Source organism: Qipengyuania sp. R86523, from assembly GCF_044596365.1.
Classification (GTDB): Bacteria; Pseudomonadota; Alphaproteobacteria; order Sphingomonadales; family Sphingomonadaceae; genus Qipengyuania; species Qipengyuania citrea.
In genome coordinates this window covers 1,714,192-1,735,865 of the sequence record NZ_CP138997.1, presented here as the reverse complement: position 1 = coordinate 1,735,865, position 21,674 = coordinate 1,714,192, and the positions used below count along the sequence as shown (strand labels likewise).

Annotated in this window: 20 protein-coding genes and 1 riboswitch; of the genes, 13 read left to right on the top strand and 7 right to left on the bottom strand. The window is 65.2% G+C overall.

What is annotated here, in order from left to right; genetic code table 11:
- Positions 1–19: 19 nt before the first annotated feature.
- The 3 genes from SJY12_RS08550 to SJY12_RS08540 are packed head-to-tail and all read left to right on the top strand — an operon-like array spanning position 20 to position 2,412.
- The gene (locus tag SJY12_RS08550; protein WP_397505077.1) at positions 20–781 is read left to right on the top strand and encodes a Crp/Fnr family transcriptional regulator; all 762 of its coding nucleotides are present in this window, start codon (positions 20–22) and stop codon (positions 779–781) included.
- Complete coding sequence (locus tag SJY12_RS08545) at positions 778–1,608, top strand: sulfotransferase family protein (protein ID WP_397505076.1); 831 nt, start codon at positions 778–780, stop codon at positions 1,606–1,608. The genes SJY12_RS08550 and SJY12_RS08545 overlap by 4 nt, the downstream gene beginning before the upstream one ends.
- A gap of 33 nt (positions 1,609–1,641) precedes the next feature.
- Positions 1,642–2,412, top strand: coding sequence for a Crp/Fnr family transcriptional regulator (locus SJY12_RS08540; protein WP_397505075.1), 771 nt, complete (start codon positions 1,642–1,644; stop codon positions 2,410–2,412).
- Here SJY12_RS08540 and SJY12_RS08535 read toward each other — a convergent pair.
- From SJY12_RS08535 to SJY12_RS08520, 4 genes are read right to left on the bottom strand one after another with little or no spacing between them, the layout of a single operon-like run.
- Positions 2,409–2,945, bottom strand: a complete 537-nt coding sequence (locus SJY12_RS08535) for a DUF421 domain-containing protein (protein ID WP_397506679.1) — start codon at positions 2,943–2,945, stop codon at positions 2,409–2,411. The genes SJY12_RS08540 and SJY12_RS08535 overlap by 4 nt on opposite strands.
- A gap of 10 nt (positions 2,946–2,955) precedes the next feature.
- Complete coding sequence (locus SJY12_RS08530; protein WP_397505074.1) at positions 2,956–3,534, bottom strand: DUF1989 domain-containing protein; 579 nt, start codon at positions 3,532–3,534, stop codon at positions 2,956–2,958.
- Entirely contained in the window at positions 3,531–4,232 is a 702-nt protein-coding gene (gene gntA / locus SJY12_RS08525; protein WP_063504965.1) for a guanitoxin biosynthesis heme-dependent pre-guanitoxin N-hydroxylase GntA, read from the bottom strand. Before gntA ends, SJY12_RS08530 begins: the two co-directional genes overlap by 4 nt.
- Entirely contained in the window at positions 4,229–4,411 is a 183-nt protein-coding gene (locus SJY12_RS08520; RefSeq protein WP_050601024.1) for a hypothetical protein, read from the bottom strand. Before SJY12_RS08520 ends, gntA begins: the two co-directional genes overlap by 4 nt.
- A gap of 267 nt (positions 4,412–4,678) precedes the next feature.
- Between SJY12_RS08520 and SJY12_RS08515 the strand changes: the two genes are divergently transcribed.
- The 4 genes from SJY12_RS08515 (at position 4,679) to SJY12_RS08500 (ending at position 10,037) form a co-directional block, all read left to right on the top strand.
- Positions 4,679–5,833: an FAD-dependent oxidoreductase gene (locus SJY12_RS08515; protein WP_397505072.1), complete on the top strand. Its 1,155-nt coding sequence runs from the start codon at positions 4,679–4,681 to the stop codon at positions 5,831–5,833.
- Positions 5,834–5,878: 45 nt separating this feature from the next.
- Entirely contained in the window at positions 5,879–8,017 is a 2,139-nt protein-coding gene (locus SJY12_RS08510; RefSeq protein WP_397505071.1) for an FAD-dependent oxidoreductase, read from the top strand.
- A 122-nt stretch (positions 8,018–8,139) separates the two neighbouring features.
- On the top strand, positions 8,140–9,414 hold the full coding sequence (locus SJY12_RS08505) for a NupC/NupG family nucleoside CNT transporter (RefSeq protein WP_397505070.1): 1,275 nt from the start codon (positions 8,140–8,142) through the stop codon (positions 9,412–9,414).
- Between the two features lie 17 nt (positions 9,415–9,431).
- Positions 9,432–10,037, top strand: a complete 606-nt coding sequence (locus SJY12_RS08500; RefSeq protein WP_348346362.1) for a CDP-alcohol phosphatidyltransferase family protein — start codon at positions 9,432–9,434, stop codon at positions 10,035–10,037.
- On the opposite strand, the gene SJY12_RS08495 is transcribed toward SJY12_RS08500, so the two are convergent.
- The 3 genes from SJY12_RS08495 to SJY12_RS08485 all read right to left on the bottom strand — a co-directional run bounded on the left by SJY12_RS08495 (position 10,027) and on the right by SJY12_RS08485 (position 13,997).
- Positions 10,027–10,824 carry a DUF1499 domain-containing protein gene (locus SJY12_RS08495; RefSeq protein ID WP_397505069.1) on the bottom strand — a complete coding sequence of 266 codons (798 nt, stop codon included), beginning with the start codon at positions 10,822–10,824 and terminating at the stop codon, positions 10,027–10,029. The genes SJY12_RS08500 and SJY12_RS08495 overlap by 11 nt on opposite strands.
- Positions 10,825–10,936: 112 nt before the next feature.
- On the bottom strand, positions 10,937–11,914 hold the full coding sequence (gene moaA / locus SJY12_RS08490; protein WP_397505068.1) for a GTP 3',8-cyclase MoaA: 978 nt from the start codon (positions 11,912–11,914) through the stop codon (positions 10,937–10,939).
- Positions 11,915–11,978: 64 nt separating this feature from the next.
- Positions 11,979–13,997 (bottom strand): glycoside hydrolase family 3 C-terminal domain-containing protein, encoded by a 2,019-nt coding sequence (locus tag SJY12_RS08485; RefSeq protein ID WP_397505067.1) that lies wholly within the window; start codon positions 13,995–13,997, stop codon positions 11,979–11,981.
- 127 nt (positions 13,998–14,124) lie between these two features.
- Here SJY12_RS08485 and SJY12_RS08480 point away from each other — a divergent pair, with 127 nt between their 5' ends.
- The 6 genes from SJY12_RS08480 to gcvT all read left to right on the top strand — a co-directional run bounded on the left by SJY12_RS08480 (position 14,125) and on the right by gcvT (position 21,669).
- Positions 14,125–15,096 (top strand): metalloregulator ArsR/SmtB family transcription factor, encoded by a 972-nt coding sequence (locus SJY12_RS08480; RefSeq protein WP_348346355.1) that lies wholly within the window; start codon positions 14,125–14,127, stop codon positions 15,094–15,096.
- The gene (gene metF / locus SJY12_RS08475) at positions 15,093–16,019 is read left to right on the top strand and encodes a methylenetetrahydrofolate reductase [NAD(P)H] (RefSeq protein WP_397505066.1); all 927 of its coding nucleotides are present in this window, start codon (positions 15,093–15,095) and stop codon (positions 16,017–16,019) included. The genes SJY12_RS08480 and metF overlap by 4 nt, the downstream gene beginning before the upstream one ends.
- Positions 16,016–17,056, top strand: a complete 1,041-nt coding sequence (locus SJY12_RS08470; protein WP_160765997.1) for a homocysteine S-methyltransferase family protein — start codon at positions 16,016–16,018, stop codon at positions 17,054–17,056. The genes metF and SJY12_RS08470 overlap by 4 nt, the downstream gene beginning before the upstream one ends.
- Positions 17,053–17,580, top strand: a complete 528-nt coding sequence (locus SJY12_RS08465) for a GNAT family N-acetyltransferase (protein ID WP_397505065.1) — start codon at positions 17,053–17,055, stop codon at positions 17,578–17,580. Before SJY12_RS08470 ends, SJY12_RS08465 begins: the two co-directional genes overlap by 4 nt.
- A 4-nt stretch (positions 17,581–17,584) precedes the next feature.
- A complete protein-coding gene (gene metH / locus SJY12_RS08460; protein WP_397505064.1) occupies positions 17,585–20,188 on the top strand; it encodes a methionine synthase in 2,604 nt (867 codons plus the stop codon).
- A gap of 56 nt (positions 20,189–20,244) precedes the next feature.
- A riboswitch (glycine riboswitch) is annotated at positions 20,245–20,341 on the top strand.
- Positions 20,342–20,493: 152 nt separating this feature from the next.
- Complete coding sequence (gcvT, locus tag SJY12_RS08455; protein ID WP_397505062.1) at positions 20,494–21,669, top strand: glycine cleavage system aminomethyltransferase GcvT; 1,176 nt, start codon at positions 20,494–20,496, stop codon at positions 21,667–21,669.
- Positions 21,670–21,674: the final 5 nt, after the last annotated feature.

Below are 21,674 nucleotides of genomic sequence, written 5' to 3'. Positions count from 1 at the left end.
GTTTTCGCAGGAGGACGTGATGGCGTTCAGCGCAGAGTTCGATCGCTATCCCCTGACGGGGCGGTTTCTCGCCGGACGGCTACGGCATGAACTGACCGATGCCGAGAAGACCGAACTGGAGCAGCTGGTCGTGCGGACCAGCACGCTGGAGGATGGCGAACGGCTGATCGCGCGCGGCGATGCCTGCGAGTGGTCGACCATCCTGATCGACGGTTTCGTCCTGCGGACGCTCGACAGTGGCGAGCGGCGCTATGCGGTCAGTTTCCACGTGCCGGGCGATTTCGTCGATCTGCATTGTTTCGCGCTGAAGCGGCTCGATCACAATATCGATTGCGTCGGCCGGGCCACGATCGGCCAGGTTCCGCATTCGGCGATCACGCGGGTGATGGCCGAACGGCCGCATCTAGCACGCCTGTTCTGGTTCTCCACCCTCCTAGATGCGGCGATGCACCGCGAATGGATCATGAAGCTTGAACAACTGACCGCGCCCAAGCGCATTGCGCATGTCTTCGCCGAAATCTGGCGAAGGCTCGACATGGTCGGCTTGGGTTACCCCGACGGCTTCGAAACGCCGCTGCGGCAGACCGACATCGCGGAAATGTGCGGCGCCACTGCCATTCACACCAATCGCGCGCTGGCGGACCTGCGGCGCAACGGCCTCGCCGATTTCCAGCGAGGCAAGGTCCGCATCGCGGATCGCAGGAAGCTCGAAGCCTACGCCGATTTCGATCCTGCCTACCTCTATTCCGATGGCGCGCTGGCGTTGAGAAAAACGGCATGAGCCCGCCGCGCAGCCGTTTCGTATTCGTTGCCGGGCTGCATCGGACCGGCACCAGCCTGCTCGCCCGCATCATCGCCGCGCATCCCGCCATCAGCGCGATAGAGAACGCTCCCGTGCCGGAGAACGAGGGCTGCTATCTCCAGGGTGCGATCCCGCACACCGCGCTGGACGGTCGGCCGGGACACTATGCCACCGATCCCCTGCAGCACCACACCGAACAATCGCTGTGGAACACGCTCGAGACGCAGCACCGCCTCCTGTCGGACTGGGGCGGATGGTTCGACCCGGACAAGCCCTGGTGGCTCGAAAAGTCGCCAGTCAACCTCACCCGTATGCGCCTGTACCAGCAGCTTTTCCCGACCGCGCAGTTCATCGTCATCCTGCGCCACCCGCAGTTGATGGCCGCAGCACTCGGCAAATGGGTCACGGACGATCCCGCAGCGCTCCTGCGGTACGGCATCGACGCCTACGACACGGTGGCGCAGGACCTCCCCATACTGCATGCGTCGCTGGTCTTGCGCTATGAGGATCTGGTGTCGCGCCCCGACGCGGTGCGCCGGGCGGTGTTCGCTTTCCTGTCGCTGGAAGACCACGATCCGCAGATCGAACTGCGTGACGGCAATCGCGACTACCGGGTCGGCCAACCGGCGGAGGAAGACGCGGTCCGCCGCATGGCGCGCTGGGGGTATGCGCCGGGCGGGGAGGTGCACGATTTCGCGCTGCGCATTGCGCACCCGCTGCGCAGCGTGCGCGATGCGGTATCGGCTGCGCTGGAGCAAGAATTGGAAAGCGAACAGAAAGAACAGAAAGCTAACATCCGTCAATAGACGCGTTCTGATCGGCTAGCTTAACTGTCGGCCATGATTCTGACTGCAAGTTCGGAGGCTCCAGCGTTCCCCCTGACCGGCGATTTTCTTGCCGGGCGCCTGCGGCAGAACCTCAGCCTCGATGATCTGAAATATATCGAAGGGCTGGTCGATACGGTCGCCGAATATGGCGATACCGCGCGCCTGCTTGCGCGGGGTACGAAAACCGACCGCAGCACGATCCTGATCGAAGGCTATATCTTCCGCACGATCGAAAGCGCGGGCAAGCGGTTCATAACCGGGATCCACGTCCCCGGGGATTTCGTCGATCTGCACGGGTTCGCACTGAAGCGGCTCGATCACAATATCGATGCTGCGGGCCGGGTAACGGTGGGTTCGGTCAGCCACGACACGCTGCGCAGGGTCATGCGCGACCGCCCTGGCGTCGCGCGGGCCATGTGGTTTGCGACGCTGCTCGACGCGGCAATTCACCGCAAGTGGATCCAGATGCTCGAACAGCTCGACGCGCCGCGGCGGATCGCGCATCTCTATGCTGAACTGCACACGCGGCTGGAACTGGTGGGCCGCAATGTCACGCGCGCCCTGCGCACGCCCTTCACGCAGTTCGACATGGCCGACATGTGCGGTGTCAGTGCGATCCATGCCAACCGGGCAGTGGGCAAGCTGCGCGAGCTGGGAATTGCCGAAATCCGCCGCGGCGATCTCTACACCGCCGACTGGGCGGCGCTGAAACGCTATGCGCAATTTGATCCGGACTACCTCTACGGCGACGGTCCGTTGAAAGTCGAAGAGGACTGGGACTAGCCCTTCAGTTCTTTCGGAGCGTGGACATCGGACAGCGCCTCGGCTTCGGCCCACGCGACCTCCTGCCGCGGGATGACCGACAGCTGGCCATTGGTCTCCAGCACGACCCAGTTGGCATCGGCGTTGTGCGTGATCCCGTTCTGCCGCAGCGCGGTCTTGATCTCTTCTTCGGAAATACGTGTGCGCAACATGGCATCGCGCAGATACTCCCCCTTGTGCGTCAGCAAGGTGGGTTCGGCCTTGACGATATTGGCGATGGTCCGGCTGCGCTGGACGAGCTTGGTCGTGATGTACTGGCAGGCTGCGAGGACCACGATCGCGGCGATCGCATCGGCGGTGGCGACATTGCGCAGCAGAACGCCGCTGGCCGCCAGGCTGCCGATCATTACGTTGATGATCCAGTCGAAATTGTTGAGCTCGCTAGTTGTGCGTTTGCCCACCATCCGGACCATGACAATGATCAGCGCGTAGAACAGGAAGGCATTGCCCGCGATTTCGACGATCCGCGGCCATCCGGACCAGATATTCAGCACCTCGGCCAACTCAATTCACCTCGTAATCGATCGGCTTGAAGGTTCCACCGTTCGAATCGTAGGCGGAACAGGCGGTCAGCCCGATCACCAGATCCATTTCGGCGCGCAGCACGATCCGGTCGCCCGGCCGGCTTTCCGGCGGCTTCACCGCGATCAGCCCGCTGTCGCCATCGACGGGCACGTTCATGAAGATGTTGAACGCCGTGGGAATGGCATCGGGTTCGATGCCGAAAGGCTTCAGCGCTTCGGCCAGATTGCCGAAACACCCGCGGTGCACGGGCTTGTCGGCGTAGAAATGGCGGAATGTGTCTTCGGAACACGGGGTCAGCAGGAAGTCGTGCTGCTTCACCGTATCCTCGATGATCGTCAGCATCGGGTTCGACCGGTTGGACCACAGCCTGTTGCCCTTGCCCAGCCGCAAGGTTTCCTCGTAATCGAAGGTGCGGCCGTTCGAGATCACTTCGCGTACGTCCTGCGCATTGTACGCCAGCAAGTCCGAAACCTGACGGCCCTCGGGATCGCAGACGGTCAGTTCGGCGCCCCTGGGCAGCTTGAAAGCCACGCCGCTGCGCGGTTCTATACGGTTCATTTTTCCTCCAGTCGGGGATCGCGGAAGGGGCATTCCCAGCCCTCGTCGACCGCGCGGCCACTGTACTGCCGCGCTTCGCTGCTTTCGCCGTGGCGCGCGAGCATGGGGTTGATGTCGCCGGCAAGGTCGCGGTCGCGCTCGAGAATGGCATCGCGCATGCGTTCGTAGCGCCCGTCCTCGCGCAGCGTTTCGAACTGGTCGTGCAGGTTGAAGACCATCGTGGGATAGGCGAAACGACGGGCCGGTCGTGAGGCAGACGGGTTGAGCCCGACCACGAAATAGGCTTCGCCGCCGAAGCTCAACGAGAAATGCGGGTCCGTCGGATCCGCGCTGACGCTGGTATCGTAGGACTGGCCCAGCCAGTTGTCCTTCTCGGCAAAGGATTGCAGGCGCTGCCACAGCAGCCGCTCGAAGGTCGGCTCGTCGATCTCGTCTGGCTGCTGGAAAATTACCGCCATGCTGCGCAGCCCTTCAGGGTCATTGCGATAGCGATCGGCCCATTCAAGCAGGCGGTCGTGGATCCGCAAATCGTCCCATCCGCTGCGCATGTCGTGGGCGATGACCACGTCGAGCATATTGCGGGCCTGTGCTGACTTGGCGCCCACGCAGGGGAAATCCGCATGCGCGACATGCGCCCGGAATTGTTCGGTGATGTCTGCCGACTTCGCTTCGTCGACGGCGAGAAGACCCGGTTTCATTGCGTCGCCCCCCTCTCGGCGCTGCAGACGAGAGCGCTGTCGGGTACGCGGCCCATCGACCAGTTCGCCTGCATGCGGACCTTCGGGTTTGGCGCACACCATATCTCGCCCGACTGGTCGAGCGCGGTGACCCAGAGCAGATTGTGTTCCGCGCCATAGTCGATGACTGCGAAAGCCATGCCGGTGCCCTTGTCGGTCACCAGAACCGGGAGCGGAGGATTGAGTTGCGTGAACACAGAGAAACCTCGCGATAGGGCCGAAACGGATTGCAGTGCGGACCGTCATGGTCGGCTGTGCAATGAACGACGCACGCAGTCGGAGCTGCAGGCGTCGGTCGGGGAGAGAACGCGGAGCCGATACGATGGTTTCCCGACTGACATCGGTTAGCTTGGCGCATGCGGCGCGGCTCGGTTGCGGGGCTTGCGGACGGCTTGCGCGGCCCCTGATTGACATCGCTTTCGCTGCGCGACATCGCCTGCATCATGCCGAAAGCCTCACCCACCATAGTGCTCGTCGGGGGCGGGCACGCGCACCTCGGGGTGCTGGCGGACTGGATACGGCGCGGGTCGCCGGAAGCGCGGACGATCATGGTCTCTCCGCAGCGCCAGGCGCGGTATTCGGGCATGATCCCCGGCACCCTCGCGGGTGAATATGGCCGGGAAGAAGGATTGATCGATGTCGCTGCGTTGGCAGGGCGCGCCGGGGCCGAATTCGTCGAGGACCGATGCGTCGCGATAGATCCCGCCGGGCGAACTCTCGCCACCGCGTCGGGACAGCGCATCGCATTCGATTACTGCTCGATCGACACCGGCGGCGTGGGGCAGGCGACCGGCACCATCGGCGAAGACCCGCGGATTGTCGATGTGCGACCGATCGGCACGTTCCTGGCGCGAATTGACGAACGGATCGCCGGTGTGGCGCACCGCCCGCGCCATCTGGCGGTCGTCGGCGGCGGCGCGGGAGGGGTCGAGCTCGCTTTCGCGCTGAGACGGCGCTTCGGCAGCGCGCCGCGGATTACGCTGGTAACCGGCGCAGATGGCGCCTTGCCCGGTTTCGGCAACCGTGCCCGTGCATTGCTGGAACGCGAGCTTGTCCGACATGCTATCGGCGCAGTGGCGGACAATGCGCGTGCTGAACGGGGCACGTGCTACGCCGGCGGCCAGTCCCTCGAACCGCTCGACATCGTGATTGCTTCGCTTGGCGCTGCTGCGCCCGAATGGCCTGCGCAAGGCGGGCTGGCGGTCGATCCGGACGGCTTTATTGCGGTCGATCGCCACCAGCGATCCTTGTCGCACCCGCATGTGCTCGCGGCAGGCGATGTAGCCGTGCGGCAGGACATGCTGGTCGCGCGTTCGGGGGTCCATGCCGTGCACAGCGGGAAGGTTCTGGCGGCCAATCTGCGCCATCTGGCGACGGGGCGAGGGCAATTGCGCTCCTATCGTCCGCGGCCCGCGAGCCTTTACCTGTTGTCGACCGGCCCCCGCACGGCCATCGCTATCTATGGTCCGATCACCTTGCGCGGGCGATGGCCGGGTGCACTCAAGCGCTGGATCGACCGGCGCTGGGTCGAAAGCTTCGCAAAGCTGGCGCAGTCGGTGTAACCGGCTGCGGACAGGCGGCGATCCGGCGCACGATACAGGGACATCATGAAAAAGCTTCTCATCATACTGGCGCTGGCGGCCCTGATCGCAGCCTATGTGTTCTTCGGGGTCGGAGACTATCTGACCGTCGATGGAATCAAGCGCGTCGCGGGCGAGGTCGATGGCTATTACCAGCGTCATCCCGTCCAGGTCGTCGGGCTGTTCTTCCTGACCTATGTTGCGGTGACTGCGGCCTCGCTGCCCGGTGCGGCGGTGATGACACTTGCGGCGGGCGCGCTGTTCGGCGTGCTGCTCGGTACGGTCGTGGTGTCCTTCGCCTCGACGCTGGGCGCCACGCTGGCGTTTCTTGCCTCGCGCTACGTCCTGCGCGACGCGATCGAAACGCGCTTCGGCGAACGGCTGCGCACGGTCAATGCCGGGCTCGAACGCGACGGGGCGTTCTACCTTTTCACCATCCGCATGATCCCGCTGTTCCCTTTCTTCGTGGTCAATCTGGTGATGGGACTGACGCGGATCAGGCTGTGGACCTACGCCTGGGTCAGCCAGGTGGGCATGCTGCTGGGGACGATCGTCTATGTGAATGCGGGCACCCAGCTGGCGCAGATCGACAGCCTGGCGGGGATCGCGTTGCCGGCCGTGCTGGTGTCCTTCGCACTGCTCGGAATCGCACCGTGGATCGCCAAGGCGATCATCGGCTGGATCAAGCGGCGCAAGGTCTATTCCGGGTTCACCCGGCCCAAATCCTTCGACCGCAATCTGGTGGTGATCGGGGCGGGATCGGCCGGGCTGGTGTCCGCGCTGATCGCGGCGACGGTGAAGGCCAAGGTCACACTAATCGAAGCGAACAAGATGGGGGGCGATTGCCTCAACACTGGCTGCGTGCCGTCCAAGGCGCTGATCAAGAGCGCCAAGGTTGCCGAGCAGATGCGCCATGCCGATAGATATGGTTTGAAACCGGTCGAACCCGAAGTGCCGTTTCGCGCGACTATCGAACGCGTGATGGGCGCGATCCGGACAATCGAGCCGCATGACAGCGTCGAACGCTACACCGGGCTCGGTGTCGATGTGGTCGAAGGCTACGGCCGGGTGGTCGATCCATGGACCGTCGAAATCGCGCGCAAGGATGGCGGCGTGCAGCGGCTGACCACGCGCGCGATCGTGATCGCCGCGGGTGCCGGTCCGCTGATCCCGTCGATCCCGGGGCTGGAAACCAGCGGCTATCTGACCAGCGACACGATGTGGGACGCGCTTGCGACAATGGACCATGCCCCGGCGCGCGTCGCGGTGCTGGGCGGCGGGCCGATCGGGTGCGAACTGTCGCAGGCGCTTGCCCGGCTCGGTTCGCAGGTGACGCAGGTCGAAATGGCCGATCGTGTTCTCGGGCGCGAGGATCCCGACGTGTCGCTCGAGGCGCAGGCGGCGCTCGAAAGCTCGGGAGTGAACGTGCTGACCGCTCACCGCGCGCTGCGGGTCGAGACTGGCAAGCTGATCGCCGAGCATGGTGGCGCGGAAGTCGAGATCGCCTTCGATACGCTGATCGTCGCCGTGGGCCGTGCGGCGCGCCTTTCGGGCTACGGACTGGAGGATATCGGGATCGACACGGCCAAGACCGTGGTGACCGATGAATTCCTCGCGACCAAATTCCCGAACATTTACGCCGCGGGGGATGTCGCCGGTCCGTTCCAGTTCACGCATACGGCCAGTCATCAGGCCTGGTTTGCCAGCGTGAATGCCCTGTTCGGCCAACTCAAGCGGTTCAAGGCGGATTACCGCGTGATCCCCGCCGTGACGTTCCTCGATCCTGAAATCGCCCGGGTGGGCTTGAACGAAACCGAGGCGGAAGCGCAGGGCGTGGCCTACGAGGTCACACGCTACGAGCTCGGCGGGCTGGACCGCGCTATCGCCGAGAGCGAGACGCAGGGCTTCGTCAAGGTGCTGACCCCGCCGGGCAAGGACACCATTCTCGGGGCGACGATCGTCGGTGCGCATGCCGGCGAACTGCTTGTCGAATACGTCCTAGCGATGAAGCATAAGCTCGGCCTGAACAAGATCCTCGGCACGATCCACTCCTATCCGACGCTGGCGGAAGCGAACAAATTCGCCGCGGGCGAATGGAAGAAGAAGCACAAGCCCGAAACGCTGCTATCGCTGGTGGAGAGGTATCACACCTGGCGTCGTGGCTAGCGCCGGGGCGGGTTCCCGCTGCGCGCTGCGGCGCTCTTGCGCTGCCGACCTTTCGCGAACATGACAGGCGGATGCTGGGCTCGCTGCCGGGCCGCACGGGCTGAGGCCCAACGGGGAAGCGCATGGAGTTTTTCGACCAGTTTCGCGGGCTGCTGGGCATTGCGCTGATGGTGCTGTTCGCCTGGGTCATTTCGGAAGACCGCAGCGCAAGGCCGACATGGCGCTGGATCGCGGGCGCGCTGGCGCTGCAGGCGGGCCTCGCACTGCTGATCGTCCGCGTGCCGTTCGTCTGGGATGCCGTGACGCTGGCCAACGAGGCGGTCGCCGCGATCGAACGCGCAACGCTCGACGGGTCGTCCTACATGTTCGGCTATCTCGGGGGTGCGCCGCTGCCCTTCGAATTGGCGCAGGGCGCGGAGGCGCCGGTGATCGTCGCCTTCCAGATTCTCCCGCTGGTCATCGTCTTTTCAGCGCTGGCCGCGCTGCTGTGGCACTGGGGGGTGCTGCGCTGGCTGGTCGATGGCCTGTCCTTCCTGCTGCGGCGCACGCTTAGGGTAAGCGGCGTGGTCGGTCTGTCGGGCGGGGCGAACATGTTTCTCGGCGTGGTGGAAAGCCCGCTGGTGGTGCGCGCCTATTTTGCGGGGATGAGCCGGGCTGACCTGTTCCAGGTCATGGTGCTGGCCATGGCGACGATCAGCGGTGCGATCCTGATCCTCTACGCCACCACCCTGTCGCGCACCGTGCCCGATGCGGTGGGGCACATGATTTCCGCCTCGTTGATATCGCTTCCCGCAGCCCTGCTGATCGCCAAGCTGATGGTGCCCGGCGAAGCGAGCGCGGAAGGCGAGGGGCCCGATGCCGGCAGCCAGGGGCTCAAGTTCGAATCGAGCATCGATGCGATCATCAAGGGGACGATGGACGGCATGCAGCTGTTCCTTGCCGTGATCGCAGTGATCATCGTGGTGTTTGCGCTGGTGTCGCTGGCCGACCAACTGCTGGCGCTGCTGCCCATGGTCGATGGCGAGCCGCTGAGCCTGAAGCGGACCTTCGGCTGGCTGTTTTCGCCGCTGATGTGGTTGATCGGCGTACCCTGGGTCGAAGCGCAGGCCGCCGGCAGCCTGATGGGCACCAAGGCGATCCTCAACGAATATGTCGCCTATCTTGAGCTTGCCGCACTGCCGCCCAGCACATTCGCGCCGCGAAGCCTGCTGATCGTCACCTATGCGCTGTGCGGGGTCGCGAACCTGGCCAGCATCGGGCTGCTGGTGTCGACCATCGGCACGCTGTGTCCCGAACGGCGCGCCGAAGTCGCGGGACTGGGTGTGCGCAGCTGGATCGCCGGCAATATGGCGACGGCGATGACCGGCGCATGGATCGGGCTGATCACCTGGGTTTGAGCGGATAGGATATGGCCATGTTCGATGCGAAACTGCGCCCGCTGATCGACCCGCCGCTCAACCGGTTGGGCAGCGCGCTGGCGCGGCGGGGAGTGACTGCCAACGCGATCACCTTTCTCGGCCTTGCACTGGGGCTGGCCGGCGCGGCGGCGATTTCCGGCGGCTACTTCGGCGCCGGATTGGGCCTCATCCTCGCCAACCGCCTGCTCGACGGGCTCGACGGCGCGGTCGCGCGGGCGAACGGCCCGACCGCGCTGGGCGGTTATTTCGATATCGTCGCCGATTTCGCCTTCTACGTGTCGGTGCCGCTCGGCTTCGGGCTGGTCGATCCGGCCAACACGCAGGCTGCACTGGTGCTGGTTGCCAGCTTCGTCCTGACCGGCGTCAGCTTCCTCGCCTACGCCGTGATCGCGGCGGAACGCGGCGCGCGGACCGATGCGCATGGCAGGAAGAGCTTCTTTTATTCGACCGGGCTGGCCGAAGGCGGCGAAACAATCGCCGTCTTCATCGCCTTCGCGCTGTTTCCTGCGTGGTTCGTCCCGCTGGCCTACGCATATGCCGCGCTATGCGTGCTGACCGTGTTCCAGCGTAGCGCGCTGGCGATCGTCCAATTCAGCGATTGAGCCGTTCGGCAATGGCATCGCGCAAGGCGGCAATGCGCGCCGCATTAGCACCCAGATCGCTCACGCCCACGCGAGAAACCGAGCGAAAATCGATCGCACCATCGGCAATTCGCACGACCATATCGTCCTTGAAGCCGAACCAGAATGTTTCCGCGACCCCTTCGATCCGGCCGGTTTCGGCATCGGCGGTCACCTGGTCGAACCCCATTTCCTCCATCGCGGATACCACCAGTTCCGAGGCTTCGGCCGGGCTGGTCGAACCCAGCGGCAGCGGCGCGAGATCGGGATAGGCGGCGGCAATAACCTGCGCATGCGACCGATCGGCCAGCGGCGGCTCGGATTCCGACCACATTTCGAGCTCGCCCAGCGGCGTGGCGTAGTTATTCAGTGGATTGGCACCCGCAGCGGCACGTTGATCGAGCACGGTTTGCGAGAAGACAGGCGGGTTGGCGCTATCGGTCGCAATGTCGTGGATCGGCGGGATGTCGGCCGCCTGGCTGCGAATGGCGCCCAGAACGGCAAAGATGCCGACCGGGACCAGCAGCGCGATCAGCGACAGCAGCCAGCCCTTGCGGGGCTTGCGCAGCAGGACGACGATCAGCGAGATCAGACCGATAAGCGCCACGATGCCCAGCAGGATCGGCCCGGCCTTGATGGTAAGGGTAAGCAGGCCGGTCCGCCAATCCCACAGGCCGAACTTGGTCCCCAGCGCGGCGATGGCGAAATACACTGGTAGCGCGAGTGCAAGGGCGAAGGCGAGGCGGCTGTGCCAGGGCGTTTTGGTCATGCCGCATCGTAGCGCCAAGTCGCGGCGCTGCAATCATGCTAATCGCTGGATATGCAACAGCACCGCGGCAATGGGGTCATGGAAGGCACGCGCCGCCGTAGGGCGGGGCGTGTCAGCCGCCCGTCACGCTCATGTGGCGCGCCAGGGCAGGTTCGCTTTGCGCGGCATCGAAGGCATGGCGCAGCGGCTTGCCCGCGAGCAGGCGTTCGAGCGCCTCGTCGAGCGCGGCTTCGCCACCTGCGCGCACGATATCGCGCAGTTCGACCTTCTGGTCATGGCCCAGGCAGCCATAGACGGTCCCGGTCGCTGAAATACGGATGCGATTGCACCCGGCGCAGAAATTGTTGCTGAGCGGAGTGATGAGCCCGATCCGAGTGCCCGTCTCTGCGACGTCGAAGTAGCGTGCGGGCCCGCCGGTGCGGTGGAGCGAGGGGACGAGCGTGAAATGGCGTTCGAGTTCCTCGCGCACAGCGTCGAGCGGCAGGTGCGCGGCGGAACGATCGACCGAGACCTCGCCCAGCGGCATGGCTTCGATGAGCGCGAGGTCGAGCCCACGCGCGCCGCACCATGCAAGCAAGTCGCGCATCTCGTCGTCATTCGTACCGCGCATCGCCACGGCGTTGATGCGCACTGCCAGGTCGGCATCGCGCGCCGCGTCGATGCCGCTAACCACCCGCTCGAACTCGTCGCGGCGGGTGAGCTCGGCAAACCGGTCGCGCCTGAGCGTGTCGAGACTGATGTTTATACGCCGCACCCCGACATCGAACAGGTCCTGCGCCATTTCGGGCAGGCGCGTCCCATTGGTGGTGAGCGTGAGTTCGTTGAGCCCGTGCGTGCGCAACCGTGCCAGCCGCTCGACAAGTTCGAGCACACCCTTGCGCACCAGCGGTTCGCCGCCGGTCAGGCGGATCCGGCGAACGCCGCGGACCACCAGATGATGCGCCAGCGTTTCGATTTCCTCGAATGTCAGAAGGTCGCGGCGCGGGAGGAATTCCATCTCCTCGGCCATGCAATAGGTGCAGCGAAGGTTGCAGCGGTCGGTGACCGAGAGGCGGATATAGTCAATCTGACGGCCGTGGGCGTCGCGCATGCGGGCCCCCTACACGAGGCGGGCCGAGGCCCAAACCGAAATCGGGCGTCGTGCCGGCAGGCGGTCAGCCCGCGTTGCGCAAGCGGCCGAACAGCGCGGGCAGGGGTTCGGAAGAAAGCGCCCGCTCCAAGGTCCGGGCAAGCGTGGTCGATACGGTGATCTTCGAAACATGCGCGCGATCGTCGCTGAGGCCGACCGCGATCTCGTAAGTGCCTGCTTCGATCACGAAGCTGCCATCGGATCTGAAATGGCCCAGCTGGTTGCCGCCGACTTCGAACAGCAGGCTCCGCGTTTCGCCTGCCAGCAGCGAGACGCGCTGGAAGTCGGCCAACCTGCGCGCCTGCGCTCCGTTCTGTCCCGGGCTGCGCACATAGAGCTGGACCGTCTCGGTGCCTTCGCGCTTGCCGACATTGTACAGCGTGGCGCTGACGATAATCCGGTCGTGGCTCAGTTCGACCGCGGTTTCGCCGAGGCCGAAATCGGAATAGCCCAGCCCGTGTCCCAAGGTGAAACCCGCTTGCCCCTTCTCCGTCAGCGGCAGTGGCAGGCGGCCCCGTGGCGCGAATTCGCCGGTCAGCACTTCGGCCAGCGCATGGCCCGACATGGTGCCGAGTTGCCCGGCATGCAGCACGCAAGGCAGCTTGGTCCCGCGCGCGTCGGGGTCGAGCGGCTGCGAGCCGAGGCTGATCAGGACGATGTTCGGATTGACCGCATGGAGCGAATCAAGGAGCGTTTGTTCCGCTTCTCCCACACGCTCGCAGTCGCCGAGCGTGACGATCACCGTGCCCACCCGCCGCGCGGCATTGCAGGCCATGCCGATTGCCATGTGGTCGGCGTCGAGCAGTCCGGCAGGTCTGGCATCGGCGCGGACCGCCAGGCCGGGGACGAAACTGTGCGCGAGGCCCAGTGCGTCGAACCCGTCGAGCAGGTTGGCGGCGTCACCCTGCGCTCCGCCAGTCGGAAGCGCCCGGTCGGTTGCGGCATGCCCGACAACGAGGATTTCGCCCGACGCGATATCGAGCGGCAACAGCGCGGGATCGTTGCGCAGCAGGACGATCGCGTGGCGCGCAGTGTCCAGCGCGACCGTTCGCGCGTGATCCGCCGACCAGTCGGTGGCAGGGGCGATATCGCGCAGATCGGCGCGGAACAGGCCCAGATCGTATTTCGCGCCGAGTACCTTGCGCACCGCGTCGTCGAGCTGGCGCATGCCGACCCGCCCGTCGCCCACCGCTTTCACGATGCTGTCCACTGGCAGCATTTGGTAAGGCGTTTCACCGGCCTCCTGTCCCGCAGCCCGGCCGATCGCGACCCATTCGGCCAGGTCGATCCCGTCGAAGCTGGCGGGGCCGCCGATCGGCAGGTCGCCATCCGCAGTCTCCTCGCGGTCACGCACCCCCTGCGCGAGTAGACCCAGCGCGATGCTCGCCGGGGGCGATTCGCGCAGCACGCCGGCCACCAGCCGGAGCTTGTCGGTCAGTATGTCGGGATCGCGCCGCTCGATCCAGCCAGGCGCGTCGGTGCGCAGGCAAGCCAGCACGCCGTCGCCATCCTGCCCCTCGAATTGCAGGCCGCGCACGGTGGCCGCGGCCAGGGCGCGCGCCAAATGTACTGAAGTGCCCCAGCTTTCAGCCAGTTCCTCCGTTTCGGTATCGCTCGTCAGGGCGACCTGGGGCCCCATGAGCCAGTTCATCCCGTGCGTTCGCGCTTCCCCCGCCACGATCTGGGCAGCGCGTTCCACGATGTGCGGCGACCATGTCGCGGCCAGTGCAAGCGGGGCGGGCATGGTGACCGAGGTGCCGCGGCCGGGAACATTGGCCATCAGCAGCGGAATGCCGAGCCGCGTTTCCTCGACGGCCAGGCGTTGCAAGGCGGCAAGCTGGTCTGCGGCGCCCGAACCGAGAAGCCCGCCTACACGGCCCTGCAACATTTCTGCGCGCAGCGGGGCACCTTCGCTATCGCCGCCGGCTTCCGGAATGGGCAACAGGACAAGCTGCCCGGCCTTCTCCGCCACCGACATGATGGCGAGCAGGTCTTCGACGAAACGCTCGCGTTCGGCGGCGTGATCGGGCGGATGGCGGACCATTTGGGCGGCAGCGTGGTCCTTAGAGGTAAACATCCGGTGTGGATGCACCGATTGGTCAGGGGCTGTTGCTGAACTGCACCGCAAGGCGGATTTACAGATATAAAAATATCTTTATATCCTCTTCGTAATGCGAACCGAACACCTCTTCCGCGCCCTTGCCGATCCGACCCGGCTCAGGATCATGCGCCTGCTTGGCTCGATGGAGCTGGCAGTGGGTGAAGTCGCGCAGGTGCTGGGGCAGAGCCAACCGCGCGTGTCGCGGCACATCGGCATCCTGTGCGACGCGGGTCTGGCCGAACGACGGCGCGAAGGCAGCTGGGTATTCCTGCGCGCCTGCGCCGATTCGAGCGAGGCGCCGCCGCTTTGCGCGGCTATCGGCGATCTGCTGGTCGATGCGGAGGCTGCCGACGCCGCCTTTGCGGAACAGTGCGAACAGGACCGGCGCAAGCTGGCCGCGATCCGCCAGCACCGGGAAAGCGAGGCACAGGCCTATTTCTCGGCGCATGCGGACGATTGGGACGAATTGCGCCGGCTGCATTCCTCGGACGAGGCCGTGGAGGCCGAACTGGCGCGTGCGCTGGGGCCCGAACCGCTCGGGCGCCTGCTCGATATCGGCACGGGCACGGGGCGCATGGCCGAACTGTTTGCCGAGCGGGCAGAGCGGATCGTTGCACTCGACAAGAGCCTGGCGATGCTGCGGGTCGCACGCGCCAAGCTGCAGCACCTCCCGACCGAGCGAGTGGAACTGGTGCAGGGCGACTTCGGGGCGCTGCCATTTGCCGCGGCGAGTTTCGACAGCGTGCTGTTCCACCAGGTGCTGCATTTCGCGCAGATGCCCGGTGCCGCGCTGGCGGAGGCCGCCCGCGTGCTGCGTCCGGGCGGACGGATCGCAATCGTCGATTTCGCAGCGCACCAGCGCGAGGAACTGCGCAATCGCCATGCGCATGCCCGGCTGGGGTTCGACGATGCACAGATGATGGGCCTGCTCAGCGATGCCGGGTTCGACCCGGCCGCGCCGACGGCACTGGAAGATGGAGAACTGGTGGTGAAGATCTGGATCGCGCCGCGGCGCGTCGATGACCGGAAGGCCGCGTCATGAGCCCGACGATGGACCAGATGCGCGAAGCGCAGCGCGCACTCGAAGCGCCGCTGTTTTCAGGGCTGCCGGGCGATATCGACGTCAGCTTCGAATTCTTCCCGCCCAAGAATGCGGCCATGAGCGAGACGCTGTGGCAAAGCGTCGAGACGCTGGCCCCGCTCGGGCCGCGTTTTGCCAGCGTCACATATGGCGCGGGCGGGTCGACCCGCGAGCGGACGCACCAGCAGGTCGTCCGCATCCAGAACGAAGCGCGCATTCCTGCTGCCGCGCACCTGACCTGCGTCGAGGCGACCCGCGAAGAGGTCGACGAGGTGGCGCGCCATTACTGGGATGAGGGCATCCGCCATATCGTGGCGCTGCGCGGCGACGCGCCCGACGGGCAATCGCAATATGCGCCGCATCCGGGCGGCTATGCCAACGCAGTCGAGCTGATCGCGGGACTGAAGAAGGTCGCCGATTTCGAGATATCGGTCGCCGCCTATCCCGAGGTCCATCCCGATTCGCCCGATCGCCAGGCCGATCTGGACAATCTCAAGGCCAAGTTCGACGCCGGGGCGACCCGGGCGATCACGCAGTTCTTCTTCGATCCGCAATGTTTCTTCGACTTTCGCGACCGGGCCGCAGCGGCGGGAATTGACGGCGAGATCGTACCCGGGATCATGCCCGTGCTCAGCTTCGCGGCGGTGCGCCGGATGTCGGGGCTGTGCGGCACAGCCATCCCGCCGTGGATGGAAGGTCTGTTCGACGGGCTCGACGATCGCCCCGCCGCCCGTCAGCTCGTCAGCGCGACCATCGCGGCCGAACTGTGTCGCCGGCTATATGCAGGCGGGGTGCGGCAATTCCATTTCTACACTCTCAACCGCGCCGAACTGAGCTATGCGATTTGCCACATGCTCGGGCTGCGCGCGAAGGCAGGCCAATGACCAAGCGCGAAGAATTCGAAGCCGCCGCAGCCCAGCGGATCCTGATCAAGGACGGCCCCTACGGTACCGCGATCCAGCAGGCCGGGCTAACGCCCGAAGACTATGCCGCGGGCACCGATCTCGCGCAGGAGCAGAAGGGCAATAACGACCTCGTCAATCTGACGCAGCCGCAGGTTATCCGCCGGATCTGTGACAGCTACATCGATGCGGGCGCGCATATCCTCGCCACCAACACCTTCAACGCCAATCGCATCAGTCAGGCCGATTATGGTGCCGAACACCTGGTTCATGAGATCAATGTCGCCGCGGCGCGAATCATCCGTGAAGCGGTCGATGCGCGGAACGACGGCATTGCGCGGTTCGTGGCGGGCGCTGTCGGGCCGACCAACAAGACGCTGTCGCTTTCGCCCGATGTCGAAGACCCCGGGTTTCGCGAAGTGACATTCGACGAAATCGTCGCCGTCTATGTCGAACAATGCCGCGCGCTTGTCGCTGGCGGGGCCGATTTCATCCTGGTCGAGACGGTATTCGACACGCTCAACTGCAAGGCTGCTATCATGGCCGTGAAGCAGCTGGCGCGCGAACTTGACCGCGACATACCGCTGATGATCTCGCTGACGCTGACCGACCTGTCGGGCCGCAATCTGTCGGGCCATACGGTGGAAGCGTTCTGGTACACCGTGCGCCATGCCAAGCCGCTGACGATCGGCCTCAACTGCAGCTTCGGTGCCGAACAGCTGCGTCCGCATGTGCAATTGCTGTCCGATATCGCCGATACCTGGCTGATGGCCTATCCCAATGCCGGCCTGCCCAACGATCTCGGCGAGTATGACGAACAGCCGGAAACGACTGCGTCGCTGACGCAGGTCTGGGCGCAGAATGGCCGGATCAACGCGCTGGGCGGCTGCTGCGGCTCGACGCCCGCGCATATCGCCGCGATGGCCAAGGCGGTCGAAAACTGCGCGCCGCGCGTGCTGCCCAAGCCTGACCCGGACATGCATCTGGCGGGGCTCGAACCGTTCACGATCGCGGCATGAGCGGCGGGGGCCTCCATGGGGCGGTAATCCGCGAGGCGGGGGCAGCGGACGTGCGCGCGCTCGCGCTGGTGTCGGATGCCACCTTCCTCGAGACCTTCGCCGGGATGATCAGCGGCGAGGCACTCGTCGCGCATTGCGCGGCCAAGCATGCACCCGATCATCTCGCCGGGCTGCTGGCTGCTGGTGCCCGTGCCTGGCTTGCCGAAATCGACCGGGCGCCGATCGGCTACGCGCTGCTCACCCGGCCCGAACTCGATGCCGCGCAGGACGGCGATATCGAACTCAAGAAGATCTACCTGCTGTCGCGCTTCCACGGCAGCGGTATCGCCGCCGCACTGTTCGATGCCGTATTACTCGGGGCGCAGAGCCATCGCCGGCTGCTGCTGGGCGTGAAAGACGACAACCACCGCGCCATCGCCTTCTATACCAAACAGGGTTTCCGGCAGATCGCCACGCGCCGTTTCGATGTCGGCGGAACCCTTTATGACGATGTCGTGCTGGCGCGCGACCTCGACCGGAATTGAATCCATGAGCAATCTGACCACCGCCCGTTTCGTCAATATCGGCGAGCGCACCAATGTGACCGGCTCGGCGCGGTTCAAGAAACTGATCATGGCGGACGATTACGACACCGCGGTCGAAGTCGCGCGCCAGCAGGTCGAAAACGGCGCGCAGGTGATCGACGTCAACATGGACGAAGGCCTGCTCGATGCCGAGCAGGCCATGACCACTTTCCTCAAGCTGATCGCGGCCGAACCCGACATCGCGCGTGTCCCGGTGATGATCGACAGTTCCAAATGGGAGGTCATCGAGGCCGGCCTCAAATGCGTTTCGGGCAAGCCGATCGTCAATTCGATCAGCATGAAGGAAGGCGAGGACGCTTTTCTCGATCATGCGCGCAAATGCATGGATTACGGCGCCGCGGTGGTGGTCATGGCGTTCGACGAGACCGGGCAGGCGGACAACAAGGAGCGCAAGGTCGAAATCTGCAAGCGCGCCTATGCATTGCTGACCGGGATCGGCTTCCCGCCCGAGGATATCATCTTCGACCCCAATATCTTCGCGGTGGCGACGGGGATCGAGGAACACGATCGCTATGGTCTCGATTTCATCGAGGCGGTGGCGGAGATCAAGGCGGCGTGTCCGCAGGCGAAGACCAGCGGCGGTCTGTCCAACCTCAGCTTCAGCTTCCGCGGCAATGAAACCGTACGCCGCGCGATGCATTCGATCTTCCTCTATCACACGATCCCCGCGGGGCTCGACATGGCGATCGTCAACGCCGGCCAGCTCGACGTTTACGACCAGATCGATCCGCAGCTGCGCGAAGCCTGCGAAGACGTGATCCTGATGCGGCGGCCGGATGCCACCGAGCGGTTGATCGACCTTGCCGAAAGCTACAAGGGCAAGAGTGCGGCCGACGAAAAGGCCGCCGAGGAATGGCGCGGCTGGGACGTGCGCCGCCGGCTCGAACACGCGCTGGTCAAGGGCATCGACGCGCATGTCGTGGCCGACACCGAGGAGGCGCGCCAGCAGTTCGACCGCCCGATCGAGGTCATTGAAGGCCCGCTGATGGACGGCATGAACGTTGTCGGCGACCTGTTCGGCAGCGGCAAGATGTTCCTGCCGCAGGTGGTCAAGTCCGCGCGCGTCATGAAAAAGGCGGTCGCCCACCTGATCCCCTACATCGAGGCGCAGAAGGAAGCGGGCGCCCGCGCGAAGGGCAAGATCGTGATGGCCACCGTGAAGGGCGACGTCCACGACATCGGCAAGAACATCGTCGGGGTGGTGCTGCAATGCAATGGCTACGAGGTGATCGATCTCGGGGTCATGGTGCCGTGGTCGAAAATCCTCGAAGCCGCGAACGAGAACGATGCCGACATCATCGGCCTGTCGGGCCTGATTACGCCCTCGCTCGATGAAATGGTCACCGTTGCCGAAGAGATGAAAACCGCCGGGATGACCATGCCGCTGCTGATCGGCGGGGCGACGACCAGCAAGGTCCATACCGCGCTGCGGATCGATCCTGCCTATGACGGGCCGGTTATCCACGTGCTCGATGCCAGCCGGGCGGTGGGCGTCGCCAGCCGCCTGCTGTCCGACACGCAGCGCGATGAATTCGTCGACCGGACCGCGGCGGAATATGTCCAGGTCCGCGACACGCGCGCTGGCAAGGGGCAGAGCGAACTGATGCCGCTGGCCGATGCGCGCGCGAACGGTTTCGTAGCCAGCATGGCCGAAAAGCCCGCCGCGCCGCTGCAGCCCGGGCTGCATGTGTTCGATGGCTGGGACCTCGCGGAACTGCGCGAATATATCGACTGGACCCCGTTCTTCCGGGCGTGGGAACTGCACGGCACCTATCCCAAGATCCTCGATGACGAGGTCGTCGGCGAAAGCGCCCGCAGCCTCAAGGCGGATGCCGACGCCATGCTCGACCGGATCGTCGCCGAACAATGGTTCACCGCGCGCGGAGTGGCGGGGCTGTGGCCCTGCACCCGTGACGGCGACGATGTCGTGATCGCCGATCCGGCGGGCGCATCGCCTACGGTGATGGCGTTCCTGCGCCAGCAGGTGAAGAAATCGCGCAGCCGCCCCAATATGTGTCTGGCCGATTTCATCGATCCGGCGGGCGACTGGCTGGGCGGCTTCGCCGTGGGCATCCACGGTATCGAGGAACATTCGCGACGCTTCCTCGCCGACAAGGACGATTATTCAGACATCCTGCTCAAGGCGCTGGCGGACCGCTTCGCCGAGGCCTTTGCCGAACGGCTGCACCAGCACGTGCGCACCGATCTGTGGGGCTACGCGCCGCAGGAACAGCTGACGAATGCCGCGCTGATCAAGGAAGAATACCGCGGCATCCGTCCCGCGCCCGGCTACCCCGCCTGTCCCGACCACAGCCTCAAGCCGATCCTGTTCGACCTGCTCGACGCCGAAGCCAACACCGGGATCACGCTGACCGAAAGCTTCGCCATGTATCCCACCGCTGCAGTGAGCGGGTTCTATTTCGGCCACCCGCAGGCGGAGTATTTCGGCGTGGCGCGTGTCGGACGCGACCAGCTCGAGGATTATGCCACGCGTCGTAATGTGGATATTGCCACTGCCGAACGCTGGCTGCGCCCGAACCTGGATTGACCGGGCGGCGCTTATCGCGCAGGGCACTCACGTCGGCTGCGGAAGCAATTCTGCGGCAGGCGCGCACGGGAGAGTTCGGGTGGCGGCGTCCACCCGGCGCCGAAGGAGCAACCGCCCCGGAAACTCTCAGGCTAAACGGACCGTGCGCTCCATCGGCACTCTGGAAAGCGCCGCGCGCCTGCGCGTGGCCACCGAAGGGGTAAGCGCACCCATCCGTGCGCCAGTCTCTCAGGTTTCCCGACAGAGGGGGCATGGGTTTTCGGCGCACCGCGAAGGGGCGCCCCCATGCTTGCGAAGGACGGGACTTGAGCGACGACACCGAAGACACGATTGCCGAAACCGAAACGCTGCCGCTCGATGCGTGGCATCGCCGCAAGGGCGCGCGGATGGTGCCCTTTGCGGGGTACCACATGCCGATCCAGTACGAAGGCATCGTCACCGAACACAACTGGACCCGCAACCAGGCGGGCCTGTTCGATGTCAGCCATATGGGCCAGCTCATGGTCACCGGCGACAAGGCTGCGGCCGAGCTCGAGAAACTGCTCCCCGGGGCGATCGCTTCGCTCAAGCCGGGTAAGGTGCGCTATTCGCTGCTGCTCGACGATGACGGCGGTATCCTCGACGATCTGATGGTCACCAATGCCACGCCGTGGATAGAGGGCGACGAGGAAGCCGGCACCGAGGGACGCTGGGGCGAACCGGCCTATTACCTCGTCGTCAACGGTGCGATGAAATGGGACGATATCGCCCATCTGCGCGAGCATCTCGACGATGATGTCACTCTGACGCATATGGACGAACACGCGCTGATCGCGCTGCAGGGCCCCAGCGCAGCGACCGCGCTCAACCGCGTGATGCGCAACGTCATCGACGACATGGTCTTCATGGAAAGCGTGGTCCATGACTTCGGCGAATGGCCGCTGCGCATCACCCGCGCCGGCTATACCGGCGAAGACGGGTTCGAAATTTCGCTGCCGGCCGAATTCGCCGAAAGCTTTGCCGACCGCCTGTGCGCCGAAATCGAAGTGCGTCCCGTCGGCTTGGGGGCACGCGACAGCCTGCGGCTCGAAGCGGGCCTGCCGCTCTACGGGCACGACATCACCACCGAAACCGATCCGGTGTCTGCCGATCTCGGCTTTGCGATGACCAAGCGGCGGCGCGAGGAGGGCGGCTGGATGGGCCATGCGCCGGTAATGCAGGCTTTCGCCGAGGGACCCGCGCAGAAGCGCGTCGGCCTCGCCATCGACGGCCGGATGCCCGCCCGCGAAGGCGCGCTGGTCTATTCGGGTGATACGCAGGTCGGCCGTATCACCAGCGGCGGCTTCTCGCCCACGCTCGAACGGCCCATCGCCATGGGCTATGTCGACACCGCGTTTGCCGCCGAAGGCACCGAACTCGAAGTCGAGGTGCGGAAGAAAAGGCTGCCCGCCACGGTCGCCTCGCTCCCCTTCGTCCCCCATCGCTACCACAGAGGGAAATGATCGAA

Bases quoted from the DNA above. Each gene is read 5' to 3' on its own strand.
- SJY12_RS08545 (WP_397505076.1), top strand. From the start codon at position 778: ATGAGCCCGCCGCGCAGCCGTTTCGTATTCGTTGCCGGGCTGCATCGG.
- SJY12_RS08465 (WP_397505065.1), top strand. From the start codon at position 17,053: ATGAGCGGCGGGGGCCTCCATGGGGCGGTAATCCGCGAGGCGGGGGCA.
- metH (WP_397505064.1), top strand. From the start codon at position 17,585: ATGAGCAATCTGACCACCGCCCGTTTCGTCAATATCGGCGAGCGCACC.
- gntA (WP_063504965.1), bottom strand. From the start codon at position 4,232: ATGAAACCGGGTCTTCTCGCCGTCGACGAAGCGAAGTCGGCAGACATC.
- SJY12_RS08485 (WP_397505067.1), bottom strand. From the start codon at position 13,997: ATGGTCCGCCATCCGCCCGATCACGCCGCCGAACGCGAGCGTTTCGTC.
- SJY12_RS08505 (WP_397505070.1), top strand. From the start codon at position 8,140: ATGGAGTTTTTCGACCAGTTTCGCGGGCTGCTGGGCATTGCGCTGATG.
- SJY12_RS08510 (WP_397505071.1), top strand. From the start codon at position 5,879: ATGAAAAAGCTTCTCATCATACTGGCGCTGGCGGCCCTGATCGCAGCC.
- SJY12_RS08550 (WP_397505077.1), top strand. From the start codon at position 20: ATGGCGTTCAGCGCAGAGTTCGATCGCTATCCCCTGACGGGGCGGTTT.
- SJY12_RS08495 (WP_397505069.1), bottom strand. From the start codon at position 10,824: ATGACCAAAACGCCCTGGCACAGCCGCCTCGCCTTCGCCCTTGCACTC.
- SJY12_RS08540 (WP_397505075.1), top strand. From the start codon at position 1,642: ATGATTCTGACTGCAAGTTCGGAGGCTCCAGCGTTCCCCCTGACCGGC.
- SJY12_RS08520 (WP_050601024.1), bottom strand. From the start codon at position 4,411: ATGGCTTTCGCAGTCATCGACTATGGCGCGGAACACAATCTGCTCTGG.
- metF (WP_397505066.1), top strand. From the start codon at position 15,093: ATGAGCCCGACGATGGACCAGATGCGCGAAGCGCAGCGCGCACTCGAA.
- SJY12_RS08500 (WP_348346362.1), top strand. From the start codon at position 9,432: ATGTTCGATGCGAAACTGCGCCCGCTGATCGACCCGCCGCTCAACCGG.
- SJY12_RS08470 (WP_160765997.1), top strand. From the start codon at position 16,016: ATGACCAAGCGCGAAGAATTCGAAGCCGCCGCAGCCCAGCGGATCCTG.
- SJY12_RS08480 (WP_348346355.1), top strand. From the start codon at position 14,125: ATGCGAACCGAACACCTCTTCCGCGCCCTTGCCGATCCGACCCGGCTC.
- SJY12_RS08530 (WP_397505074.1), bottom strand. From the start codon at position 3,534: ATGAACCGTATAGAACCGCGCAGCGGCGTGGCTTTCAAGCTGCCCAGG.
- moaA (WP_397505068.1), bottom strand. From the start codon at position 11,914: ATGCGCGACGCCCACGGCCGTCAGATTGACTATATCCGCCTCTCGGTC.